This window comes from Chryseobacterium sp. PET-29, from assembly GCF_025736815.1.
GTDB lineage: Bacteria > Bacteroidota > Bacteroidia > Flavobacteriales > Weeksellaceae > Chryseobacterium > Chryseobacterium nepalense.
The window spans coordinates 3,247,738-3,264,279 of sequence record NZ_CP107053.1 but is presented as its reverse complement, the minus strand read 5'-3'; the positions used below and the strand labels follow the sequence as shown (position 1 = coordinate 3,264,279).

Below are 16,542 nucleotides of genomic sequence, written 5' to 3'. Positions count from 1 at the left end.
AGTAAATTAGCGACACAAAAATTATTTTATAAAATGAAAAGAATACTTCTACTATTCACTTTCCTTTTAAGTTTTGCGCAAATGAGGGCAGACGAAGGGATGTGGTTGTTAATGCTTGTTAAAAGACTCAATGGTGTCGATATGCAGAAAGAAGGGCTGCATCTTACACCGGAAGAAATTTATTCCGTGAATAATTCCAGCTTAAAAGATGCCATCGTAAGCTTCGGAGGATTCTGTACGGGAGAAATTGTTTCCGGACAGGGCCTTATCTTCACCAATCACCATTGTGGTTACGGCGCGGTAGCAGCAGCTTCTACTCCGGAAAAAGATTATTTAAAGAACGGATTCTGGGCGATGAAACAGAAAGACGAATTCAATGCTAAAGATCTTTATGTGAGATTTTTAGTAAGAATGGATGATGCTACGCAAAGAATCAATTCAAAACTCAACAACAACATGTCCGCTGCAGAAAGAAAAGCAGTGATCGATGCTGAAACCAAAGCGATCCAGTCTGAAAATTCTGAAAACGGAAAATATACAGTAGTCGTAAGAGATTTCTTCAACGGAAACGAATTTTACTATTTCGTGTACCAGGATTATAAAGATATCAGATTGGTAGGTGCACCGCCTTCCGCATTAGGAAAATTCGGGGGTGATACTGATAACTGGGAATGGCCGAGACACACTGCAGATTTCACGGTATTCAGAGTGTATGCAGATGCTGCCGGAAACCCTGCAGAATATTCTCCAAGCAACGTTCCTTTAAAACCTAAATATTTCCTTCCTGTTTCCCTTAAAGGAGTAAAACCGGGAGACTTCTCCATGATCTTAGGATACCCGGGAAGAACAAACCGTTACCTGACTTCTTACGGAATCCAGCAGATGGTAGGAAAAGATTATCCGGCATGGGTAGAAGCGTCTAAGCTAGCGATGGACGTGATGAAGAAATACATGGATAAAGATAAAGGAACTCAGCTGAATTATGCTTCTCAATATGCTTCTGTAGCCAACTACTGGAAAAACAGACAGGGAACTATCGATGCCGTAATCAAAAACGGAACGATCACCGACAAGCAAAAGGTAGAAGAAAGATTTAAAACATGGGCGCTGCAACCGGAAAATATTGCCGAGTACGAAACCGTTTTAGAAGATATCGGTATTTATTACAAGCAGACTTCAGACAGAAACGTTGAGAGAATGTATATGTCTCAGCTTTCAAGAAATGCGAAATATTTCTCATTGGCATTACAGGTAGGAAGCGTGCTTAAAGCGTATGCAGACCAGGACATGAAAGGAAGGCTTGCGATGAAGCCAAAAGTAGATGCTGCTTTAAAATCAGCTTATGAAAATATCAACACCAAGCTTGAAGGTGAAATGCTGAACTCTATGGTTAATCTTTACCAGACCAGAGTAAACAAAGATGTAGCATCTGAAACCATCATGGGTCTTGATGCGAATAACCTTTCCAATATTGCCTATTCTTCAATCTTCGCCAACAAAACATCCGCAACCAACTTCGTGCTGAATCCGGATAAATTAAAACTGGATGCAGATCCGCTTTGGAAAATTGCGAACGGATTGGTTGCAGACCAGAGAGCTTCTGCAGAAAGATTCGTGAAGATTGATGATAATTTTGCTAAAAACAACAGATTATTCTTAGCAGGATTGATGAAGGCTATGCCTGAAAAGAAATTCTACCCGGATGCGAATTCTACGATGAGACTTACATACGGAACAGTAGATACATTACCTATCAGAACTGACAGAAACTATTTCGGTATTACAGATAACTATTATACTGACATGACCGGTCTTGTAGGAAAATACAAGAAAGGTGATGAAGAATTTGACCTTCCACAGAGAGTGATCGACCTTTACAACCTTAAAGATTTCGGTCAGTATGCCGATGCTAAAGGATACATGCCGGTTAACTTTCTTTCCAACAACGATATTACAGGAGGTAACTCAGGCTCACCGGTAATTGACGGAGACGGAAACCTTATCGGTATCGCATTCGACGGAAACAGTGAAGCATTAAGCGGAGACATCGTTTTTGAACCGGAATGGCAGAAAACTATCAACGTAGACGTTCGTTTCGTTCTTTGGACGATTGACAAATATGCCGGCGCAAGAAGATTAATCGACGAACTGCAATTGGTAAGAGACGAAAACACGCCTGCAGATACCAAAACAAAAATGCCTAAAGCAACACCTGCTAAAGGAAAAAGAAAATAATCTTTATTGATATAATTTTAAAACCGCGAAAGTTTCTTTTGCGGTTTTTTGTTTTTTAATGAATAAATTAGCTCTAAAATTTTATTCCTGATGAAACCTCAGCCTATCCAATTCAACGCTGTTATTAAGCAACACGGCACCATGAATGCCGCTTTTGTGGAATTTCCTTTTTCCACCGAGAAACTGTTTAACAAAAAAGGGCAGGTGAAAATCAAAGCCCTCTTCGATGACAAAGTAGAATACCGCGGAAGCCTTGCCAAAATGAAATCCGACAACCACATGCTGGGCCTCACCCAGGAAATAAGGAAACAACTTGGAAAGAATTTCGGTGATGAAATTTCTGTCAGCCTCACTGAAGATAAAGAAGAAAGAACCGTGGAAATAGCCGATGATATTCTTACCGTCTTTAATGAAAATCCCGAAGCAAAAGCTCTTTTCGATAAGATGAGCTATACGCACCGTAAAGAATACATCCGCTGGATCAATGAAGCTAAAAAGCCTGAAACCCGCGAAAAAAGAAAAGTCAAAATGATACAGATGATTTTGGAGGGGAAGAAGGGAGTTTAGGTTAATTAAAATCTTTTTTGCTAATTCTGGATTTAGACATTCAACTCTTATTTGCTTTTATGATATTTTTTATTCCATAATGTTTAATAGCCTTCTGTTTTAATGGATTTGTACTCCATTCTTCCCATTCTCCAATATAAGGATTATATCCACATTTTAAAGGTTTAGATATATCTAGTCCTTCACTATTAACATTAGATCGCTCAGTATAAGCTCTGCAATCAGTACAGATGTAACGGAACTCACAATCTTTACAGACTTCAATACTATCCTTAGTTAAATTCCAATACTTTTTAAATCCAGCTCGATTAAGAGCCTGTCGTAATGTTGTATCATTAATATTACCAAAATTTTCAATCATTGAAGGACAATTTTTTATATTGCCATCTTTATCAATAGCTATTTTTTTATGGAGACAGGAATTGTGATTAAGAAATTCCGTAAATGATTTTATATTAATAACAAAATAGTCTCTATTAACGATTCCACATGAATAAATGTCTATTTTCTCCTTGGTAAATATAATATAACCCATACCATTGGTTTTTTTTGAGGAAATCAACTCATTTTTAAGACTATTAAATATTATAATATATGAAATCCGATTTTCTTGTTCTGCAAGATTTAATAATAATTTTTCATTTAATTTTCCACTATACTCAATAACTATTCCAATAGATGAAATTATTAACTTATTACTGCTGATATAGTTCAGTAGTAACATTAATGTATCTATATTCTTATTATTGAATCTTATTTCTATGTTTTTACAATTTAAATCATCAAGTTGTTTAAAAAGCTCAAAAACGTCATACTTTTTCTCATCATCATATTCTATCACAGCATTTGATAATATAAAGGGTTCATAAAAACGAAGATCAATTTCAGGAAATAAGTCTGGTGTTGATGTAAGAAAGCCAAGATTAAGATCTTTCAAGAAATTGAAATATTGAACAATATCTTCAGAGTTGTAGATTTTAAATAAATCATCTAAGGACTTATTTTTGTGAGTAGTTAAAATTTCAAACAATTCTAAAGGTATTAATACAAAATCATTTTGTTGGAGATCACAAATCAAACAAGCTGAAAAACCTTTAACAGGAATACAATTGGCAAAAAGCTTGAAGGTATTATTCAAATTCATTGAAGTTAATAATTTTTGTTATTGGCTTATAAAAATTATTTGGTATAACTCTTCTTGATTGAAGCTTTTCGACTTGAATTGTTTGTTCTTTACTATTTTCTTTACTATTTTCCAAAACTTTTGTTTCGCGTATGTAAGGTGACAAAGAAAGATTTTTAAATTGGTTTTTCATTTTTAATTAAATCTAATGCTATATCTTTTTCTATATTATAATTACAATAAAATGATACCCAGTGAAACTGACCTTGACTATTATTCTCTAAAAAATAAAAAGTATTATTTGAATCAACCATCAGGTCAGCTGAACCTGTATTGATATTTTTAATTCTAAAAAATGTTTTAATTTTCTCTTCAATAAGCTGAGGCAAATCGAAAGGAACATATCTTTTAGGCTTGTCATCTGTTGTTATTCTGAAATCAATCTCATTAATATCATGTGGAAATATTGCCATTGAATATAATCTATCCTTATATACAAAAACTCTTAGTTCGTAGACTTTTTCAATATATCGTTGGAATAATCCTGCATTGAAATATTCATTTAAAAAATCAATTTCTTTAGATTCAATAAGTAAGGTTTCTCTGCCATAAACTGTGTAATTTTTCTCTTTGACCAACAGAGGATTCTTAATACTTTTTGTTATAACTTTTCCTCCATTCTTATAAATAAAATCAAGTAGGTTAGATTTCTTATTGGTTATTAAAGTATCTGGAATGTTAAGACCTACTTCTTTAGCATAATAAAGATCTAAAACCTTGTTATGTTGTTCCTCATCATTAAATTCACCTACATAGTTGCCAGTATTTTTTGCTATCTTTTCGTAAGCTTTCAATATCAGATTATCGTCAGTTTTTAGTTCATCCTTATAGTTAAAAGTATTCAGATTAGTAGGTAAAATATTTAATTTAGCTCTTCTATGAAATGCATTTTCAAATACACCACTAGTAGATAAATTATTAATTTCAAACGTAAAATCATGGAAAGTTTCTACATTTTTTCTTTCTGCTTCATAATCTAAAGATAGAATCCATTCAATAATTAGATCCGAAGTAATGTCTAATTCTTCTGTAATTATTTTTATCATAAAGATTTAACTTTTGAAAGAATACATTCACGAAACGTCTTTTCATCTATCAGATAATCCTTGGGAATATCTATATCATATATTATTTTATCATAATAAAGCGGCGGAAGTCCAACTTTCTCCCTAATCAAATCTACATTTTTAATATTTTCGATAGGATAAATATCGTATTGTGCTTCAGTACCATATTTTTGTTTTCCTGTTTTTGATATATTGTAATCGTCTTCAAATGATGCAAAAAAATCTCTTTCCAAATTTCCCTTTTCAATTTCAGAATTAATATATGGCTTAAAAAAATTCCAGACAAAATTACTTTCATTATATGTTCCTCTATGATGCCAGAGCAGTATCCAACCATTTTCAAAATATCCGTATCTTTTTGTGATATCAATATATTTTTGAATATTTAACGAATCTGTATTTTCCATTAATTTAAACTTCAGATTTTCAAGGTTTTTATCTTTAAAGTTTACATATCTCCCATAATTCTCAATACCTAAAGAATCTTTTTTATTAACAGCATTAATATAATTAAATAACATTTCCCCTCCCTCCTCATCACTGACTCCTAGATAATAATTAGCCAGCGACCTAACATATTGGTCTTTTGTGACAAGTTGCTCTACTTCCAGATAAGCAGATATATTTTTTAGCTGAGAATAATATTCTTTTAATAGGTTATCATATGAAGCGTTAATTTTCTTAATTAATTTTGAATTTTTATAGGGAGTTAATTTTGGATAAGTATTTATCAGTTCTAATGGTACTTTATATTTAGTAATTGATTCTCTTAAGTATGATTCTGCAATTTTTACTTTATTGAGTTTAAATGCTACGGAAGCTGCAGCTAGCAATTCATAAGAAGTTTGTGCGGGAGCATATTTAAATGCTTTTGTAAAGTATTTTAATGATTGATTGTAATCTTTGTCATACAGGCTAACTTGCGCAGCATACACAAGATAATTCCTCTTATCTCTGTTATTTTGAGGATAATAGCATAGACTAATAAAAAGGAAAAAGAGAAAAAATATTTTTTTTATCATTTGTTACTGTAAAATAAAAACTACACTTCATTATAGAAATGTAGTCGCTTAATTTTATAGATTAATTTAATTTATTCGCAAATGGTATTTGAACAAGAGACGAATTTATCATCTTTATCGAATTTTCCATTATTATTGTTATCATAATAGCCATCTGTTGTGATTGTTGTACATCCATTCGATGTTTCTTTTTTTGTTGATGTCTGAACATATCCATTCCCGCAGATAGATGACATTTTTGTTTTATTCAAAATTTTAATTTGTTTTTTCATTTTGCATATTTTTAATTAACCACAGCTTATTTCACTACAAGACGATTTAACCTCACCTTTATCCCATTTTCCATTTCCATTAGTATCATTGTAACCATCAATTGTAGTCTGTACACAAGTATTCCCATCAGGAGTTTGAATATTTCGCGTACTTGATGAAGTCTGAACCCAGCCGCCTCCAATTAGTTTTGACATTTTTGACTTTTCAACTTTTTTGTTTTTCAATTTTTCCATATTTGAATTTTTAAATATTTGTCGATATCGATGTCCACAAAATTAATAATATAAATAAGTTATATAATAATTTTAACAAAATTTAACTTTCACTATATTTTAAAAAAAAGCTAATTAATATAATATAAAACAAATAAATTTGTGTTTACTTCAAAAATAAATCAATAAAAAAAACAATTTAATAAACATATCACATTACAACTATATTTAATAATTAGTGAGTATACCCATTCCAAAACTCCCGATCCAAACTCCTGTACTGTATCGCCTCCGAAATATGATATGAAAGAATATTTTCTGAGCCTTCCAGATCTGCTATGGTTCGGGCTACCTTAAGGATGCGGTCATAGGCTCTTGCCGAAAGATTCAGCTTTTCCATAGCGGTTTTGATGAGACTGAAAGATGATTCATCCAATTCGCAGTATTGTTCAATCTCTTTCGGTCCGATTTGCGCGTTGTAACTTATTTTCAGGTCTTTATAGCGTTCTCTTTGAATTTCGCGGGCCATGAGAACACGTTTTCTAATATCTTCGCTTTTCTCGCCTTTTCTTCGTTCCGCTAATTGTTCAAACTCCACTTTCTGCACTTCGATATGAATATCAATCCTGTCCAGAAGAGGTCCGGAAAGCTTATTCATATACCGTTGCATTTCGTAGACGGTGGAAGTATTATTAGGGTCATCAGGAAAAAATCCGCTGGGGCTGGGATTCATGGAGGCGACCAACATAAAGCTTGCGGGATAATTCACCGTAAATCTGGCTCTTGAGATTGTTACTTCACGGTCTTCCAGAGGCTGCCGCATTACTTCGAGTACGGTTCTTTTAAATTCCGGCATTTCATCCAGAAACAATACTCCGTTGTGTGCCAGCGAGATTTCTCCGGGTTGCGGATAGCCTCCCCCGCCAACAAGTGCCACATCTGAAATCGTGTGATGCGGTGCACGAAACGGACGAACCGTCATCAGCGAAGTTTCCGTGCCCATTTTACCCGCGACAGAATGGATCTTTGTGGTTTCCAATGCTTCCTTTAAACTAAGCGGAGGCAAAATACTGGGAACCCTTTTTGCAAGCATTGTTTTTCCGCTTCCGGGAGGCCCGATCAAAATGATATTATGTCCGCCCGCTGCTGCAACTTCCATCGCTCTTTTCGCAGTCTCCTGCCCTTTCACTTCTGAAAAATCAAAAGGAAAATCATTAATTTTTTCCTGAAATTCTTTTCTGGTATCGATTTCAATTTTCTCCAGCGGTTTTCCTTCATTAAAGAAATCAATCACCTCTTTTATATTTTCGGCGGCAAAAACATTGAGATTGTTCACAATCGCAGCTTCTCGGGTATTTTGTTTTGGAAGAATAATTCCTTTAAATCCTTCTTCTCTCGCCTGTATGGCAATCGGCAAAACACCCTTTACCGGCTGTAAAGTTCCGTCGAGAGAAAGCTCTCCCATAATGATATAGTCTTGGATATTTTCGGCAAGAATCTGGTCGGAGGCCGCAAGAATTCCGATGGCAATGCTAAGATCGTATGCGGCACCTTCTTTACGAAGATCAGCGGGCGCCATATTAATGGTTATTTTCTTTCCGGGAATTTTATAACCTACGTTTTTCAACGCAGCGGAAATTCTGTAACTGCTTTCTTTAATAGCACTGTCGGGAAGACCTACGAGGTGATAGCCTACTCCTCCGGTATCAACATTAACTTCAATCGTAATGGTTTGCGCCGAGACGCCGTGTATTGCACTTCCATAAATTTTGATCAGCATCGTCTGTGTTTTGATGCAAAAATAAAATATTTTTTCTAATCGGTGAGCGCAATATTTTAAGTATAAAAGAAAAGCCTGGGATCAACTCCGGGCCTTTCAATCAATTCAATCCAAAATATCTCTTTTTATTTCTTGATGAACTTATTCTTGTATATTTTACCTTCCGCAGATTTAGATACGATAAAATACGTTCCCGGAACCATTGCACTTACATCAATAGCCTCAGAAAACTGGTGATTTTTCTTTTGCAGGACAAGTTTTCCGGACATATCAATGATGGAAACTTCAGGGTATTTTTTATCAGATTCTTTTCCGATATAAATAACCTGTGATGCAGGATTCGGATAAACGCTGAGGTTATTTTCTTTAGGTTTGGTTTCTCCCGTCCCGAGATTGGAGCAGAAGCTAAAGTTTCCGAAATTTAAGGTAATAAAAGCAAAATCGCTTAGCATTTCGCACTGATCAGGACAATATTCCGTACAGGCATAAAAACCGAAAGTTCCTGAATTGGTTGCCGTATACGAATCTCCTGTTTCCCCAGCAATAATACAAGGGTCCGTTGGTAAAGGAGGGTTACTTCCGGGAAGGCATTTAAACCATGTGTGTGTTCCGTAAAGCTGCGGAAAGCCGTCATTAAGCTGTACTGATGCGCCATCACAAACATTATATACACCGGGAGCTGTTTCTTCAAAAGTTCCGGGCTGGAAATCTGCCATCATAAATGGAAGCGCGTACGCATAGCCGTCTGCAAGAACCGCAGCGCTTTCTGCAGTACAGTCATTCTGTGTTACCTCAACCTTGAAGTAGTACAGCATATCATCATTCCCGTTGATGGTTAAAGTCTGGGATGTGGCACCGGGAATTGCTACCCAGGGATTATTATTGGGTGTTTGCCAATCCCACTGCTGTCTGTACCATTGGTACGTTCCATATGTTTGCGTGGTAGAAAGGGTTTCCGTCTCCGTATTGCAGAAAACTATTTTTTCCGGAAACAGAGTGCCCAGTCTTGGACTGGTAATTTCAGGGGTACATTGTTGTGCTTTCAGCTGTAAAAAACTTAAAAATAAAAAACTTAAAAAAATTAGTTTTGTTTTCATATACAATTATTTTTGTGATTTAAATATGTTAATCCAATAATATCCTTACTCCGAATTTTACATTAAAATTCAGCGGTTTTTCTTTATAAATCGTTTTTAATGAACTGTTATCTTTAAAATGATAACCAACTCCGGGCTCTGCATAAATACCTATATATTTTACCACCTTAAACTGAACTCCTACAGCCGAATTCACAGAAACCTGAACCGGTTTTTCACGAATATCTTCTTTGATCTCCTGCTTTACAGCGCCATCTACAATATATTTCGTCTTGATATCGCCGGAAACTGCTTTTTCAACAGTACCTCCTCCTGTGAGATAGCCTATAAAAGCGCCTTTCTGAATAACATTATAGTTTACCTGAACCGGAATTCCCACGTAGTGAATATTCTGCTCACTGCTGATAAAATCCGACTGACTTCCGGAGGTTAGCTCCGCGGAAAGCCTGGTATAATTAACACCGGTCCCGATGCTCCACTTTCTTCCTAAATTTTTGTAAACAGAAACACCAAAAGTAAGCGGTGTTTTATGCCTGATGGTGGCATCAACTTTTTTATCCTGATTAGCCAGAAGAATGGACATCAGCGGATCTTCACCAGATCCCAGACTCCACATTTCAGGAAGAGAAGGTGTGGCTCCGGTGAGTGAGGCATAACCCGGGAACTGATCGGTAGAATTTGAAGAGGCGTTTCCTGTTCCCAAACCCAGCATCCAGTTTCTTTTTGCTTTGTTGAATGCCAGCTTTTTCGCTTCAGATTCTTCCTTCTTTTTTCTTTCTTCTTTTGTCATCAAAGGATAGGTCTCTTCAACAAACGGGTTTTCCGTAGTAGCTCCTTTATTTTCTTTCTGAGTTAATTTATTTTCAGAAAATATTTCATTTTGAAGATCAATTTCTGATTTGTCAACCAGATTAATTCCCGATGAAAAATTTATCTCCGTTAAAGAATTTTTAATATACTCCTGTCCTGAATTCTTCTTTTGCTTTCCTTTTTGTTCAGGGCTAAAAAACTGGTTTCCAAAGTCTTTTTCGGAATAATTTGCTATTGGATTAGATATTGGTTTTTCCTGAAAATTATCTTCTACAGTATATGGTTTTTTAATTTCAGGTTGATGTTTTTTTCCGGTAAAATCAAATAGCCCGCCCAGAATCAAGAATATAATAACTGTCGCAGCAACACCGACAATACGATACATTAGCGGCCGGTTAAATTCAATAACAGCCTTCTGCGCTTTGAGATCATTCGGAACGGAACCGGGAATGCCGTTGTTCTCGTCCTCCACAAATAATTCTTCCCTGATATTTTTCCACAATCCATCAGGAACATCTTCTGTGTGATCTTCCATTTTCCTGCGCAGATCATTTAACCATTCATTACTCATATTGCGCTGTTTTAGACATTTTATATTCTTTTATTTTCCGGGCAAGCATTGATTTGGCCCTGTGCAACTGCGATGCTGAGGAATTTTCGGCAATCCCCAGTATCTCTGCGATTTCTTTATGACTTTTTTCTTCAAAAACAAAAAGGTTAAACACGGTCCTGTATCCATCAGGAAGCGTCCGGATCATTTCCATAATTTCCTGCTGTGAAATTTCGTCCAGATCAGGTTCTTCTTCTATTTCAACATCCGGAATATCAGTTTCATCAGCTACGATTTTAAAATCTGAATTTTGTTTAATGTGCTGTAAAGATTCATTGACTGTAATTCTGCTGGCCCAGGCTTTCAGAGAACCATTTCCTCGGTATTCAAAAGAATCTATTGAGCGAAACATTCTGATAAAGCTGTTCTGTAAAACATCATTCACATGGTCCCTGTCAATAATATATCTCGAACACACATAGGCAAGACTACCTGAATAAGCCTCAAAAAGCTCTTTCCAGGCCGCTTCTTCTTTTTGCAAAAGGCGGCTAACCAAAATTTGTTCGTTGTTTTCTTTCATTGACTATATGATATCACTCCGATGCTGTCAGTCATTTAACATAATACAAAGATAGGCGGCCTCAAACTGAAGCCGGCCTATCTGCAAAAAACTACTATTTAATTCTTTATACTGATTGGAACTTCATATTTTATAATCTGATAAGGAGTGACCTCTGTCTCTCCGACAGTTATTTTTTCCGCTTCCCAGGCAAATCTCAGGGAAGTATCATATCCTACATAAAAACCTTTCTGTTTTGCAGACATCTTTACTGAAATATTTTTTGTGACACCTTCTACAGGAATCTGAAAAGCCATAACCTGAGGCTCTAAAGCAAGTTCTACCACATTTTGCTCGGTATTCAGCTTAGATTTGAATTTTATTTTATATTCCACTTTTCCTAAGTGTGCTAAAACAGTGTCCGCCTTTGCCGGATCTGTTATGATCGTTTTTACCACTTCCCTCGCAGGAAAATCTTTGAAAGTGATCAGGCTGTCTTTAGCATTGAAATCAGTAATCTTTTCATTTATTTTTCCTCCCTGGAAGGTTACCAGTCTGGCCTTATAATTTCCGTCAACATCACTCAGCTTTACAGGAATTGGCGTGTACTGGTCTTCAAGGCACGATATCAATGACATTCCGGATACAGCAATAGCAGCAAGCATCAGGAAATGAAGTACTTTTTTTATCTTCATTATATTAAATTTTGGCATTAAACACTATCATTGAGTACTCATTCTATAAATACTGGTTTCAGGTAAATCTTGCACGGAAATCATATAATTTTTCTTAAAAATTCGTAACCAATTGATTATTAGATGTAAAATTTATTGATCAAGATTATTTAAGTTTTATTATTTTAATACTTTTGTTAAACCTGCAAAAGGAAAGAGAATAGAATAATAAATCACATTATGACAGTAAAACCTGAAATCTCCTGGACAGATTTTGAAAAAATTGATATCAGATGCGGAACCGTAGTTTCAGCCAATGACTTTGAGAAAGCCAGAAATCCTTCCTATCAACTGGAAATAGACTTTGGAGATCTGGGAATTAAAAAATCATCTGCACAGATTACATCATTATACAGTAAAGAAGAATTGATTGGTCTGCAGGTTCTGGCCGTTGTTAATTTTCCTAAAAAACAGATTGCCAATTTCTTCAGCGAATGCCTGGTTTTAGGGGTTTATGGTGAAGATAAAAAAGAGGTCACTTTACTAACTCCTTCCCTGCCCGTGAAAAACGGAATGCAGGTAGGATAAAATAAAAAACAAATGATACAGCACATTCCTTTAGAAAGAATTTTATTTATTGATATTGAAACCGTTCCGGGCTCCGGATCGTGGGAGGAGCTTCCTGAAACCGAGCAGATGCTTTGGGATAAAAAAACGAAATTCCAGAGAAAAGATGAAATTTCCGCACAGGATTTTTATTCGGAAAAAGCAGGTATTATGGCTGAATTCGGAAAAATTATCTGTATTACGATCGGGATGCTTGAAAAGAATGATACTTTAAAAATTAAAAGCTTTGCCGGGCATGACGAAAAAAAGATATTACTGGAATTCGGAGAAATTTTTAATAGTCAGCGGCTTCGTGAAGTAATTCTGTGTGCACACAATGGAAAAGAATTTGATTTTCCCTGGATTGCCAGAAGGTTCCTGATTAATGGAATGATGCCTCCGATACCATTTCAGATGTTTGGAAAAAAACCCTGGGAAATTCCTCACCTTGACACCATGGAACTTTGGAAATTCGGGGACTACAAGAGTTTTGTTTCCCTGGAATTACTGGCTCATGTTTTTAAAGTTCCCACTCCGAAAGATGATATCGACGGCTCAATGGTTTCATCAATCTACTACATAGAGAAAGACTTGCAAAGAATAGTAGACTATTGTGAAAAAGATGTCTTAACTTTGGCAAATATTTTTCGGCGCATGCGTCAGGAAGAATTATTGAAAAGGTACATCAATTTAGATTAAAAAATGAAATTTACAGACGATCAGATTGCTGACATTGGTGAAGAGATCATCAACGTCTTAAAAACCGTATATGACCCTGAAATTCCGGTAGATATCTATGAATTAGGACTGGTTTATGATGTTCAGATTTCCGATGATGCGGATGTTAAGATCATCATGACCCTTACGACTCCCAATTGCCCGGTTGCAGAAACACTTCCTCAGGAAGTAAAAGATAAAGTAGCAGAAGTGGAAAATGTAAAAAGTGTTGACCTGGAACTTACATTCGAACCAAGCTGGAATAAGGACATGATGAGTGAGGAAGCCAAATTTGAGCTGGGAATGCTTTAATTGCTTTACTAAAATATTTTTAAATTTAATATTATTTTTAAATAACAGCTGTTTCATTTTTGAGACAGCTTTTTTTGTTTCCGTTTTTTCCCCATACATATTTCGTAAAAACACTAATATACACAATATCAAACCCGTATAACTTTGGCTTCAGAAATCAACAGTATGAAAGCCAATACAATCATCGTATCATTTAACAACGGAAGTGTTCCTCCGCAGTATGCATACCGATACCAGATTATTTTCTTTGAAGAGAATGGAAATGCAGAGTTCAAACTTTTTAAAGGCGATGAAAAGGATGAAAAAATGATTGTATCTGAACAAAAGAAATTTGATACGGAAATTTTTCTTCAGCTTCTTTATTTAGTAAATAATCTAGAGAATTCTCAAAAAAACCCGGCCATGGTGGGAGGAAGTGAAAGAATAATTAATGTTAATTCAAAAAAGATTACAATCGCTCCCGATGATGATCTCGGAGTTTCTTTATTCAACCGCTTTCTAAAACTGTACAGTACTGATTTTCAAAACCAAATTAATTTTAACCTTAATCTTTAAAACCAATTATCATGGACCAAGCACCTAAAGAAATGTTTGTAGGAGTAATTAATCCTTATGCATTAACCGAAGCTATTACAGGAAGAAAATTCGACTGGAAAGACGCAAAATCGTATCAGATCCTTGAAGAGACTCTGGAAACCAACTATTCAGAACTTTTTGACATCAAATTTAATTCACCTTTGTATGCCGGACTGGAACTTACTAAAGACAACACCGTACGTGCTCTGAAATCTGAGGAAGTTAAAGTAAGAGCCACCGATAAACTGGAATCTGTAAACCTTTCAAACATTAAAACCCTGAATGATCTTTCCACAACAGGAATAAAAGATCTGAATACCATTTCCGTAAAAAATGCGAGACTGGACAAAGGCGATGTAAAAATGGTACTGAATATCCCTAAGCTCAACAGTACGATCAACAACAGGCTGATTACGCCTTCCATAAAAAACATTATTTACGGACAGGTAATTGCAAACGGATGGACGCCTGCAGGAACATCCTGGAGTGACAGAGGAAATTTCTTCAATGATGTTACGGAATACAATGACCCGATTCAGGGAGCAATAGGCAACTGCTATTTCATTGCGGCAATTTCTGCGATCGCATGGGCAGCTCCTTACACTATTGAGCACAAAGTAAGAGCCACCGGAACAGGAGAAACTGACCGCACCAATGCGATTCAGTTTTTCACAAAAGGTGGAGGAAAAGATGCCGCAACAAGGCTCGTGGAAGTAACTGATAATACCATCATTAACACGTCCAACAATCCGGTATACTGCAGAAGCAATGATGCAGGAGAAATTTGGCCCGCCGTTTATGAAAAAGCATTTGCAAAATGGATTACGAATGCAAATGATGATAAACCGGATATTTCCCAAACCGCCTATGGAGATCCCGCAAAAGCTGTTGCACAGCTTACCAATAAAACGCCGTATTACTATTACACCTCATCAAGAACAGGGCTTGATCTTTTCGGAATTGTGAGAGAAAACTCAATGAGCTATAAAACCTTTAATCCCATGGTTGCATGGACATACGGATCTGGGAAAGATTATACAGGATCAAATATTGTAGGAAACCATGCCTATACTGTTTTGGGATGGTCTACATTCAATAACAAAAATTATATTATCCTGAGAAATCCATGGGGAGTTACCGAACCAAACGGTTTAAATTCTTACCAAGGTCTGATCAGCTTTTTTGACGGAAGTTTCTGGAGACCCATCAACATGATTGGAAACGACGGTGTTTTCGCATTGGAAATCAACTCTTTTCAATATTACTTTGCCGCCTTGGGAGTTGCAAAATAAAACTGATACTTTTAATTAACCAACTTAAGCTTTCACAGATCTATCTGTGAAAGTTTTTATATTTCTTTTGCTATTTTCTTTCCTTCCCTTCTGCTCCACTCGCTCCAGGAACCTACGTATAGAGACGGGATTTCAAAACCGGCATGATGCAAAGCCAAAATCGTATGACAAGCCGTCACCCCGGAACCGCAGTGAATGATTAGATTTTCAGGTTTACCCTCCAATAATTTTAAATACTTTTCCTTTAAAATTTCAGGAGCAAGAAAATTGCCGTTTTCATCAAGATTTTCAGAGAACGGAATATTGATGGCTCCCGGAATATGTCCGGCTACAAGATCTATCGGCTCAGACTCTCCTCTGTAACGATATGCATCACGAACATCTATCACCGCTGAATTACCGTTTATCAATTCATTTTCAACCTCTTCCAGCGTGGACATCGAAAGAAGCCAATTTTCTCTTTTGATAATTTCAGCTTTTTCAAAAGTTTCTTCACCGAAAGAAAACTCAACATTTTGTTTTTCAGCATTTTGAAAACCTCCATCTAAAACCTGAACATTTTCAAACCCGAAAGCTTTCAACATCCACCAAGCTCTTGCGGCAGCATTAGCACCATTTTTATCATCGTAAATGATGATATGGGATTTTTCTGAAATCCCCAGTTCTGAAAGTGTTTCTGCAAATTTTTCAATTCCAGGAAGCGGATGTCTTCCTCCGAATGCGGCATTTTCACCAATTTCTGCAAGATCCTTATCCAGATCAATAAATCTTGCTCCTTTAAGATGTTTTTCAAGGTAATTATGATATACATCTTTTCCTACTCGTGCATCAAGAATAACAAGATTTTCTGTCGGAAGATTTTTTAATTCGGATGGTAAGATGATGGGTGACATATTATTAAGTTATTTAAATTAAGTTTAGGCTAAGCCAATTGGTTATGAATAGTAAAGCGGGCCAAAGCCCGCCCCTTATTAATTTTTGATTATTAGAAATCCTTCAACAAGCATGAT

Annotated in this window: 19 protein-coding genes; 7 read left to right on the top strand and 12 right to left on the bottom strand. The window is 35.9% G+C overall.

All coding sequences use genetic code 11. From position 1 onward, the window contains the following. The first annotated feature begins 33 nt into the window (after positions 1-33). Positions 34-2,235, top strand: coding sequence for a S46 family peptidase (locus ODE14_RS14830; protein WP_263601985.1), 2,202 nt, complete (start codon positions 34-36; stop codon positions 2,233-2,235). A gap of 90 nt (positions 2,236-2,325) precedes the next feature. Further along, on the top strand, positions 2,326-2,802 hold the full coding sequence (locus tag ODE14_RS14825; protein ID WP_263601984.1) for a YdeI/OmpD-associated family protein: 477 nt from the start codon (positions 2,326-2,328) through the stop codon (positions 2,800-2,802). 40 nt (positions 2,803-2,842) lie between these two features. On the opposite strand, the gene gwsS is transcribed toward ODE14_RS14825, so the two are convergent. The 11 genes from gwsS to ODE14_RS14770 form a co-directional block, all read right to left on the bottom strand. After that, positions 2,843-3,946: a grasp-with-spasm system SPASM domain peptide maturase gene (gene gwsS, locus ODE14_RS14820; RefSeq protein ID WP_263601983.1), complete on the bottom strand. Its 1,104-nt coding sequence runs from the start codon at positions 3,944-3,946 to the stop codon at positions 2,843-2,845. Further along, positions 3,933-4,118 (bottom strand): hypothetical protein, encoded by a 186-nt coding sequence (locus ODE14_RS14815; RefSeq protein ID WP_263601982.1) that lies wholly within the window; start codon positions 4,116-4,118, stop codon positions 3,933-3,935. The genes gwsS and ODE14_RS14815 overlap by 14 nt, the downstream gene beginning before the upstream one ends. Further along, on the bottom strand, positions 4,102-5,031 hold the full coding sequence (locus ODE14_RS14810) for a hypothetical protein (RefSeq protein ID WP_263601981.1): 930 nt from the start codon (positions 5,029-5,031) through the stop codon (positions 4,102-4,104). The genes ODE14_RS14815 and ODE14_RS14810 overlap by 17 nt, the downstream gene beginning before the upstream one ends. Beyond that, positions 5,028-6,074: a hypothetical protein gene (locus ODE14_RS14805; RefSeq protein WP_263601980.1), complete on the bottom strand. Its 1,047-nt coding sequence runs from the start codon at positions 6,072-6,074 to the stop codon at positions 5,028-5,030. Before ODE14_RS14805 ends, ODE14_RS14810 begins: the two co-directional genes overlap by 4 nt. Before the next feature lie 71 nt (positions 6,075-6,145). Continuing rightward, the gene (locus ODE14_RS14800) at positions 6,146-6,310 is read right to left on the bottom strand and encodes a hypothetical protein (RefSeq protein WP_263601979.1); all 165 of its coding nucleotides are present in this window, start codon (positions 6,308-6,310) and stop codon (positions 6,146-6,148) included. A 51-nt stretch (positions 6,311-6,361) separates the two neighbouring features. Further along, positions 6,362-6,541 (bottom strand): hypothetical protein, encoded by a 180-nt coding sequence (locus ODE14_RS14795; RefSeq protein ID WP_263601978.1) that lies wholly within the window; start codon positions 6,539-6,541, stop codon positions 6,362-6,364. Between the two features lie 253 nt (positions 6,542-6,794). Then, positions 6,795-8,339, bottom strand: a complete 1,545-nt coding sequence (locus ODE14_RS14790) for a YifB family Mg chelatase-like AAA ATPase (protein ID WP_263601977.1) — start codon at positions 8,337-8,339, stop codon at positions 6,795-6,797. A gap of 125 nt (positions 8,340-8,464) precedes the next feature. Beyond that, positions 8,465-9,436, bottom strand: coding sequence for a T9SS type A sorting domain-containing protein (locus tag ODE14_RS14785; protein WP_263601976.1), 972 nt, complete (start codon positions 9,434-9,436; stop codon positions 8,465-8,467). 28 nt (positions 9,437-9,464) lie between these two features. After that, positions 9,465-10,817 carry a PorT family protein gene (locus ODE14_RS14780; protein ID WP_263601975.1) on the bottom strand — a complete coding sequence of 451 codons (1,353 nt, stop codon included), beginning with the start codon at positions 10,815-10,817 and terminating at the stop codon, positions 9,465-9,467. Next, a complete protein-coding gene (locus ODE14_RS14775) occupies positions 10,810-11,376 on the bottom strand; it encodes an RNA polymerase sigma factor (protein WP_263601974.1) in 567 nt (188 codons plus the stop codon). Before ODE14_RS14775 ends, ODE14_RS14780 begins: the two co-directional genes overlap by 8 nt. Positions 11,377-11,474: 98 nt before the next feature. Beyond that, positions 11,475-12,050, bottom strand: coding sequence for a DUF4840 domain-containing protein (locus tag ODE14_RS14770; RefSeq protein WP_248389116.1), 576 nt, complete (start codon positions 12,048-12,050; stop codon positions 11,475-11,477). Between the two features lie 219 nt (positions 12,051-12,269). Between ODE14_RS14770 and ODE14_RS14765 the strand changes: the two genes are divergently transcribed. From ODE14_RS14765 to ODE14_RS14745, 5 genes are all read left to right on the top strand, one after another. Beyond that, positions 12,270-12,617: a tRNA-binding protein gene (locus ODE14_RS14765; protein WP_263601973.1), complete on the top strand. Its 348-nt coding sequence runs from the start codon at positions 12,270-12,272 to the stop codon at positions 12,615-12,617. Positions 12,618-12,629: 12 nt separating this feature from the next. After that, positions 12,630-13,334, top strand: a complete 705-nt coding sequence (locus ODE14_RS14760) for a ribonuclease H-like domain-containing protein (RefSeq protein ID WP_263601972.1) — start codon at positions 12,630-12,632, stop codon at positions 13,332-13,334. 3 nt (positions 13,335-13,337) lie between these two features. After that, complete coding sequence (locus tag ODE14_RS14755; protein ID WP_029296148.1) at positions 13,338-13,664, top strand: SUF system Fe-S cluster assembly protein; 327 nt, start codon at positions 13,338-13,340, stop codon at positions 13,662-13,664. Positions 13,665-13,829: 165 nt separating this feature from the next. After that, positions 13,830-14,219, top strand: coding sequence for a hypothetical protein (locus tag ODE14_RS14750; RefSeq protein ID WP_248389122.1), 390 nt, complete (start codon positions 13,830-13,832; stop codon positions 14,217-14,219). Between the two features lie 11 nt (positions 14,220-14,230). Then, positions 14,231-15,532, top strand: a complete 1,302-nt coding sequence (locus ODE14_RS14745) for a C2 family cysteine protease (RefSeq protein WP_263601971.1) — start codon at positions 14,231-14,233, stop codon at positions 15,530-15,532. A gap of 56 nt (positions 15,533-15,588) precedes the next feature. Here the strand turns inward: ODE14_RS14745 and ODE14_RS14740 are convergent, their stop codons facing one another. Further along, positions 15,589-16,425 carry a sulfurtransferase gene (locus ODE14_RS14740; RefSeq protein ID WP_263601970.1) on the bottom strand — a complete coding sequence of 279 codons (837 nt, stop codon included), beginning with the start codon at positions 16,423-16,425 and terminating at the stop codon, positions 15,589-15,591. Positions 16,426-16,542: the final 117 nt, after the last annotated feature.

Coding starts and splice junctions, on each gene's coding strand:
- ODE14_RS14780 (WP_263601975.1), bottom strand. CDS start 10,817: ATGAGTAATGAATGGTTAAATGATCTGCGCAGGAAAATGGAAGATCAC.
- ODE14_RS14805 (WP_263601980.1), bottom strand. CDS start 6,074: ATGATAAAAAAAATATTTTTTCTCTTTTTCCTTTTTATTAGTCTATGC.
- ODE14_RS14765 (WP_263601973.1), top strand. CDS start 12,270: ATGACAGTAAAACCTGAAATCTCCTGGACAGATTTTGAAAAAATTGAT.
- ODE14_RS14775 (WP_263601974.1), bottom strand. CDS start 11,376: ATGAAAGAAAACAACGAACAAATTTTGGTTAGCCGCCTTTTGCAAAAA.
- ODE14_RS14795 (WP_263601978.1), bottom strand. CDS start 6,541: ATGTCAAAACTAATTGGAGGCGGCTGGGTTCAGACTTCATCAAGTACG.
- ODE14_RS14815 (WP_263601982.1), bottom strand. CDS start 4,118: ATGAAAAACCAATTTAAAAATCTTTCTTTGTCACCTTACATACGCGAA.
- ODE14_RS14740 (WP_263601970.1), bottom strand. CDS start 16,425: ATGTCACCCATCATCTTACCATCCGAATTAAAAAATCTTCCGACAGAA.
- ODE14_RS14790 (WP_263601977.1), bottom strand. CDS start 8,339: ATGCTGATCAAAATTTATGGAAGTGCAATACACGGCGTCTCGGCGCAA.
- ODE14_RS14755 (WP_029296148.1), top strand. CDS start 13,338: ATGAAATTTACAGACGATCAGATTGCTGACATTGGTGAAGAGATCATC.
- ODE14_RS14745 (WP_263601971.1), top strand. CDS start 14,231: ATGGACCAAGCACCTAAAGAAATGTTTGTAGGAGTAATTAATCCTTAT.
- ODE14_RS14810 (WP_263601981.1), bottom strand. CDS start 5,031: ATGATAAAAATAATTACAGAAGAATTAGACATTACTTCGGATCTAATT.
- ODE14_RS14750 (WP_248389122.1), top strand. CDS start 13,830: ATGAAAGCCAATACAATCATCGTATCATTTAACAACGGAAGTGTTCCT.
- gwsS (WP_263601983.1), bottom strand. CDS start 3,946: ATGAATTTGAATAATACCTTCAAGCTTTTTGCCAATTGTATTCCTGTT.
- ODE14_RS14770 (WP_248389116.1), bottom strand. CDS start 12,050: ATGAAGATAAAAAAAGTACTTCATTTCCTGATGCTTGCTGCTATTGCT.
- ODE14_RS14800 (WP_263601979.1), bottom strand. CDS start 6,310: ATGTCATCTATCTGCGGGAATGGATATGTTCAGACATCAACAAAAAAA.
- ODE14_RS14825 (WP_263601984.1), top strand. CDS start 2,326: ATGAAACCTCAGCCTATCCAATTCAACGCTGTTATTAAGCAACACGGC.
- ODE14_RS14785 (WP_263601976.1), bottom strand. CDS start 9,436: ATGAAAACAAAACTAATTTTTTTAAGTTTTTTATTTTTAAGTTTTTTA.
- ODE14_RS14760 (WP_263601972.1), top strand. CDS start 12,630: ATGATACAGCACATTCCTTTAGAAAGAATTTTATTTATTGATATTGAA.
- ODE14_RS14830 (WP_263601985.1), top strand. CDS start 34: ATGAAAAGAATACTTCTACTATTCACTTTCCTTTTAAGTTTTGCGCAA.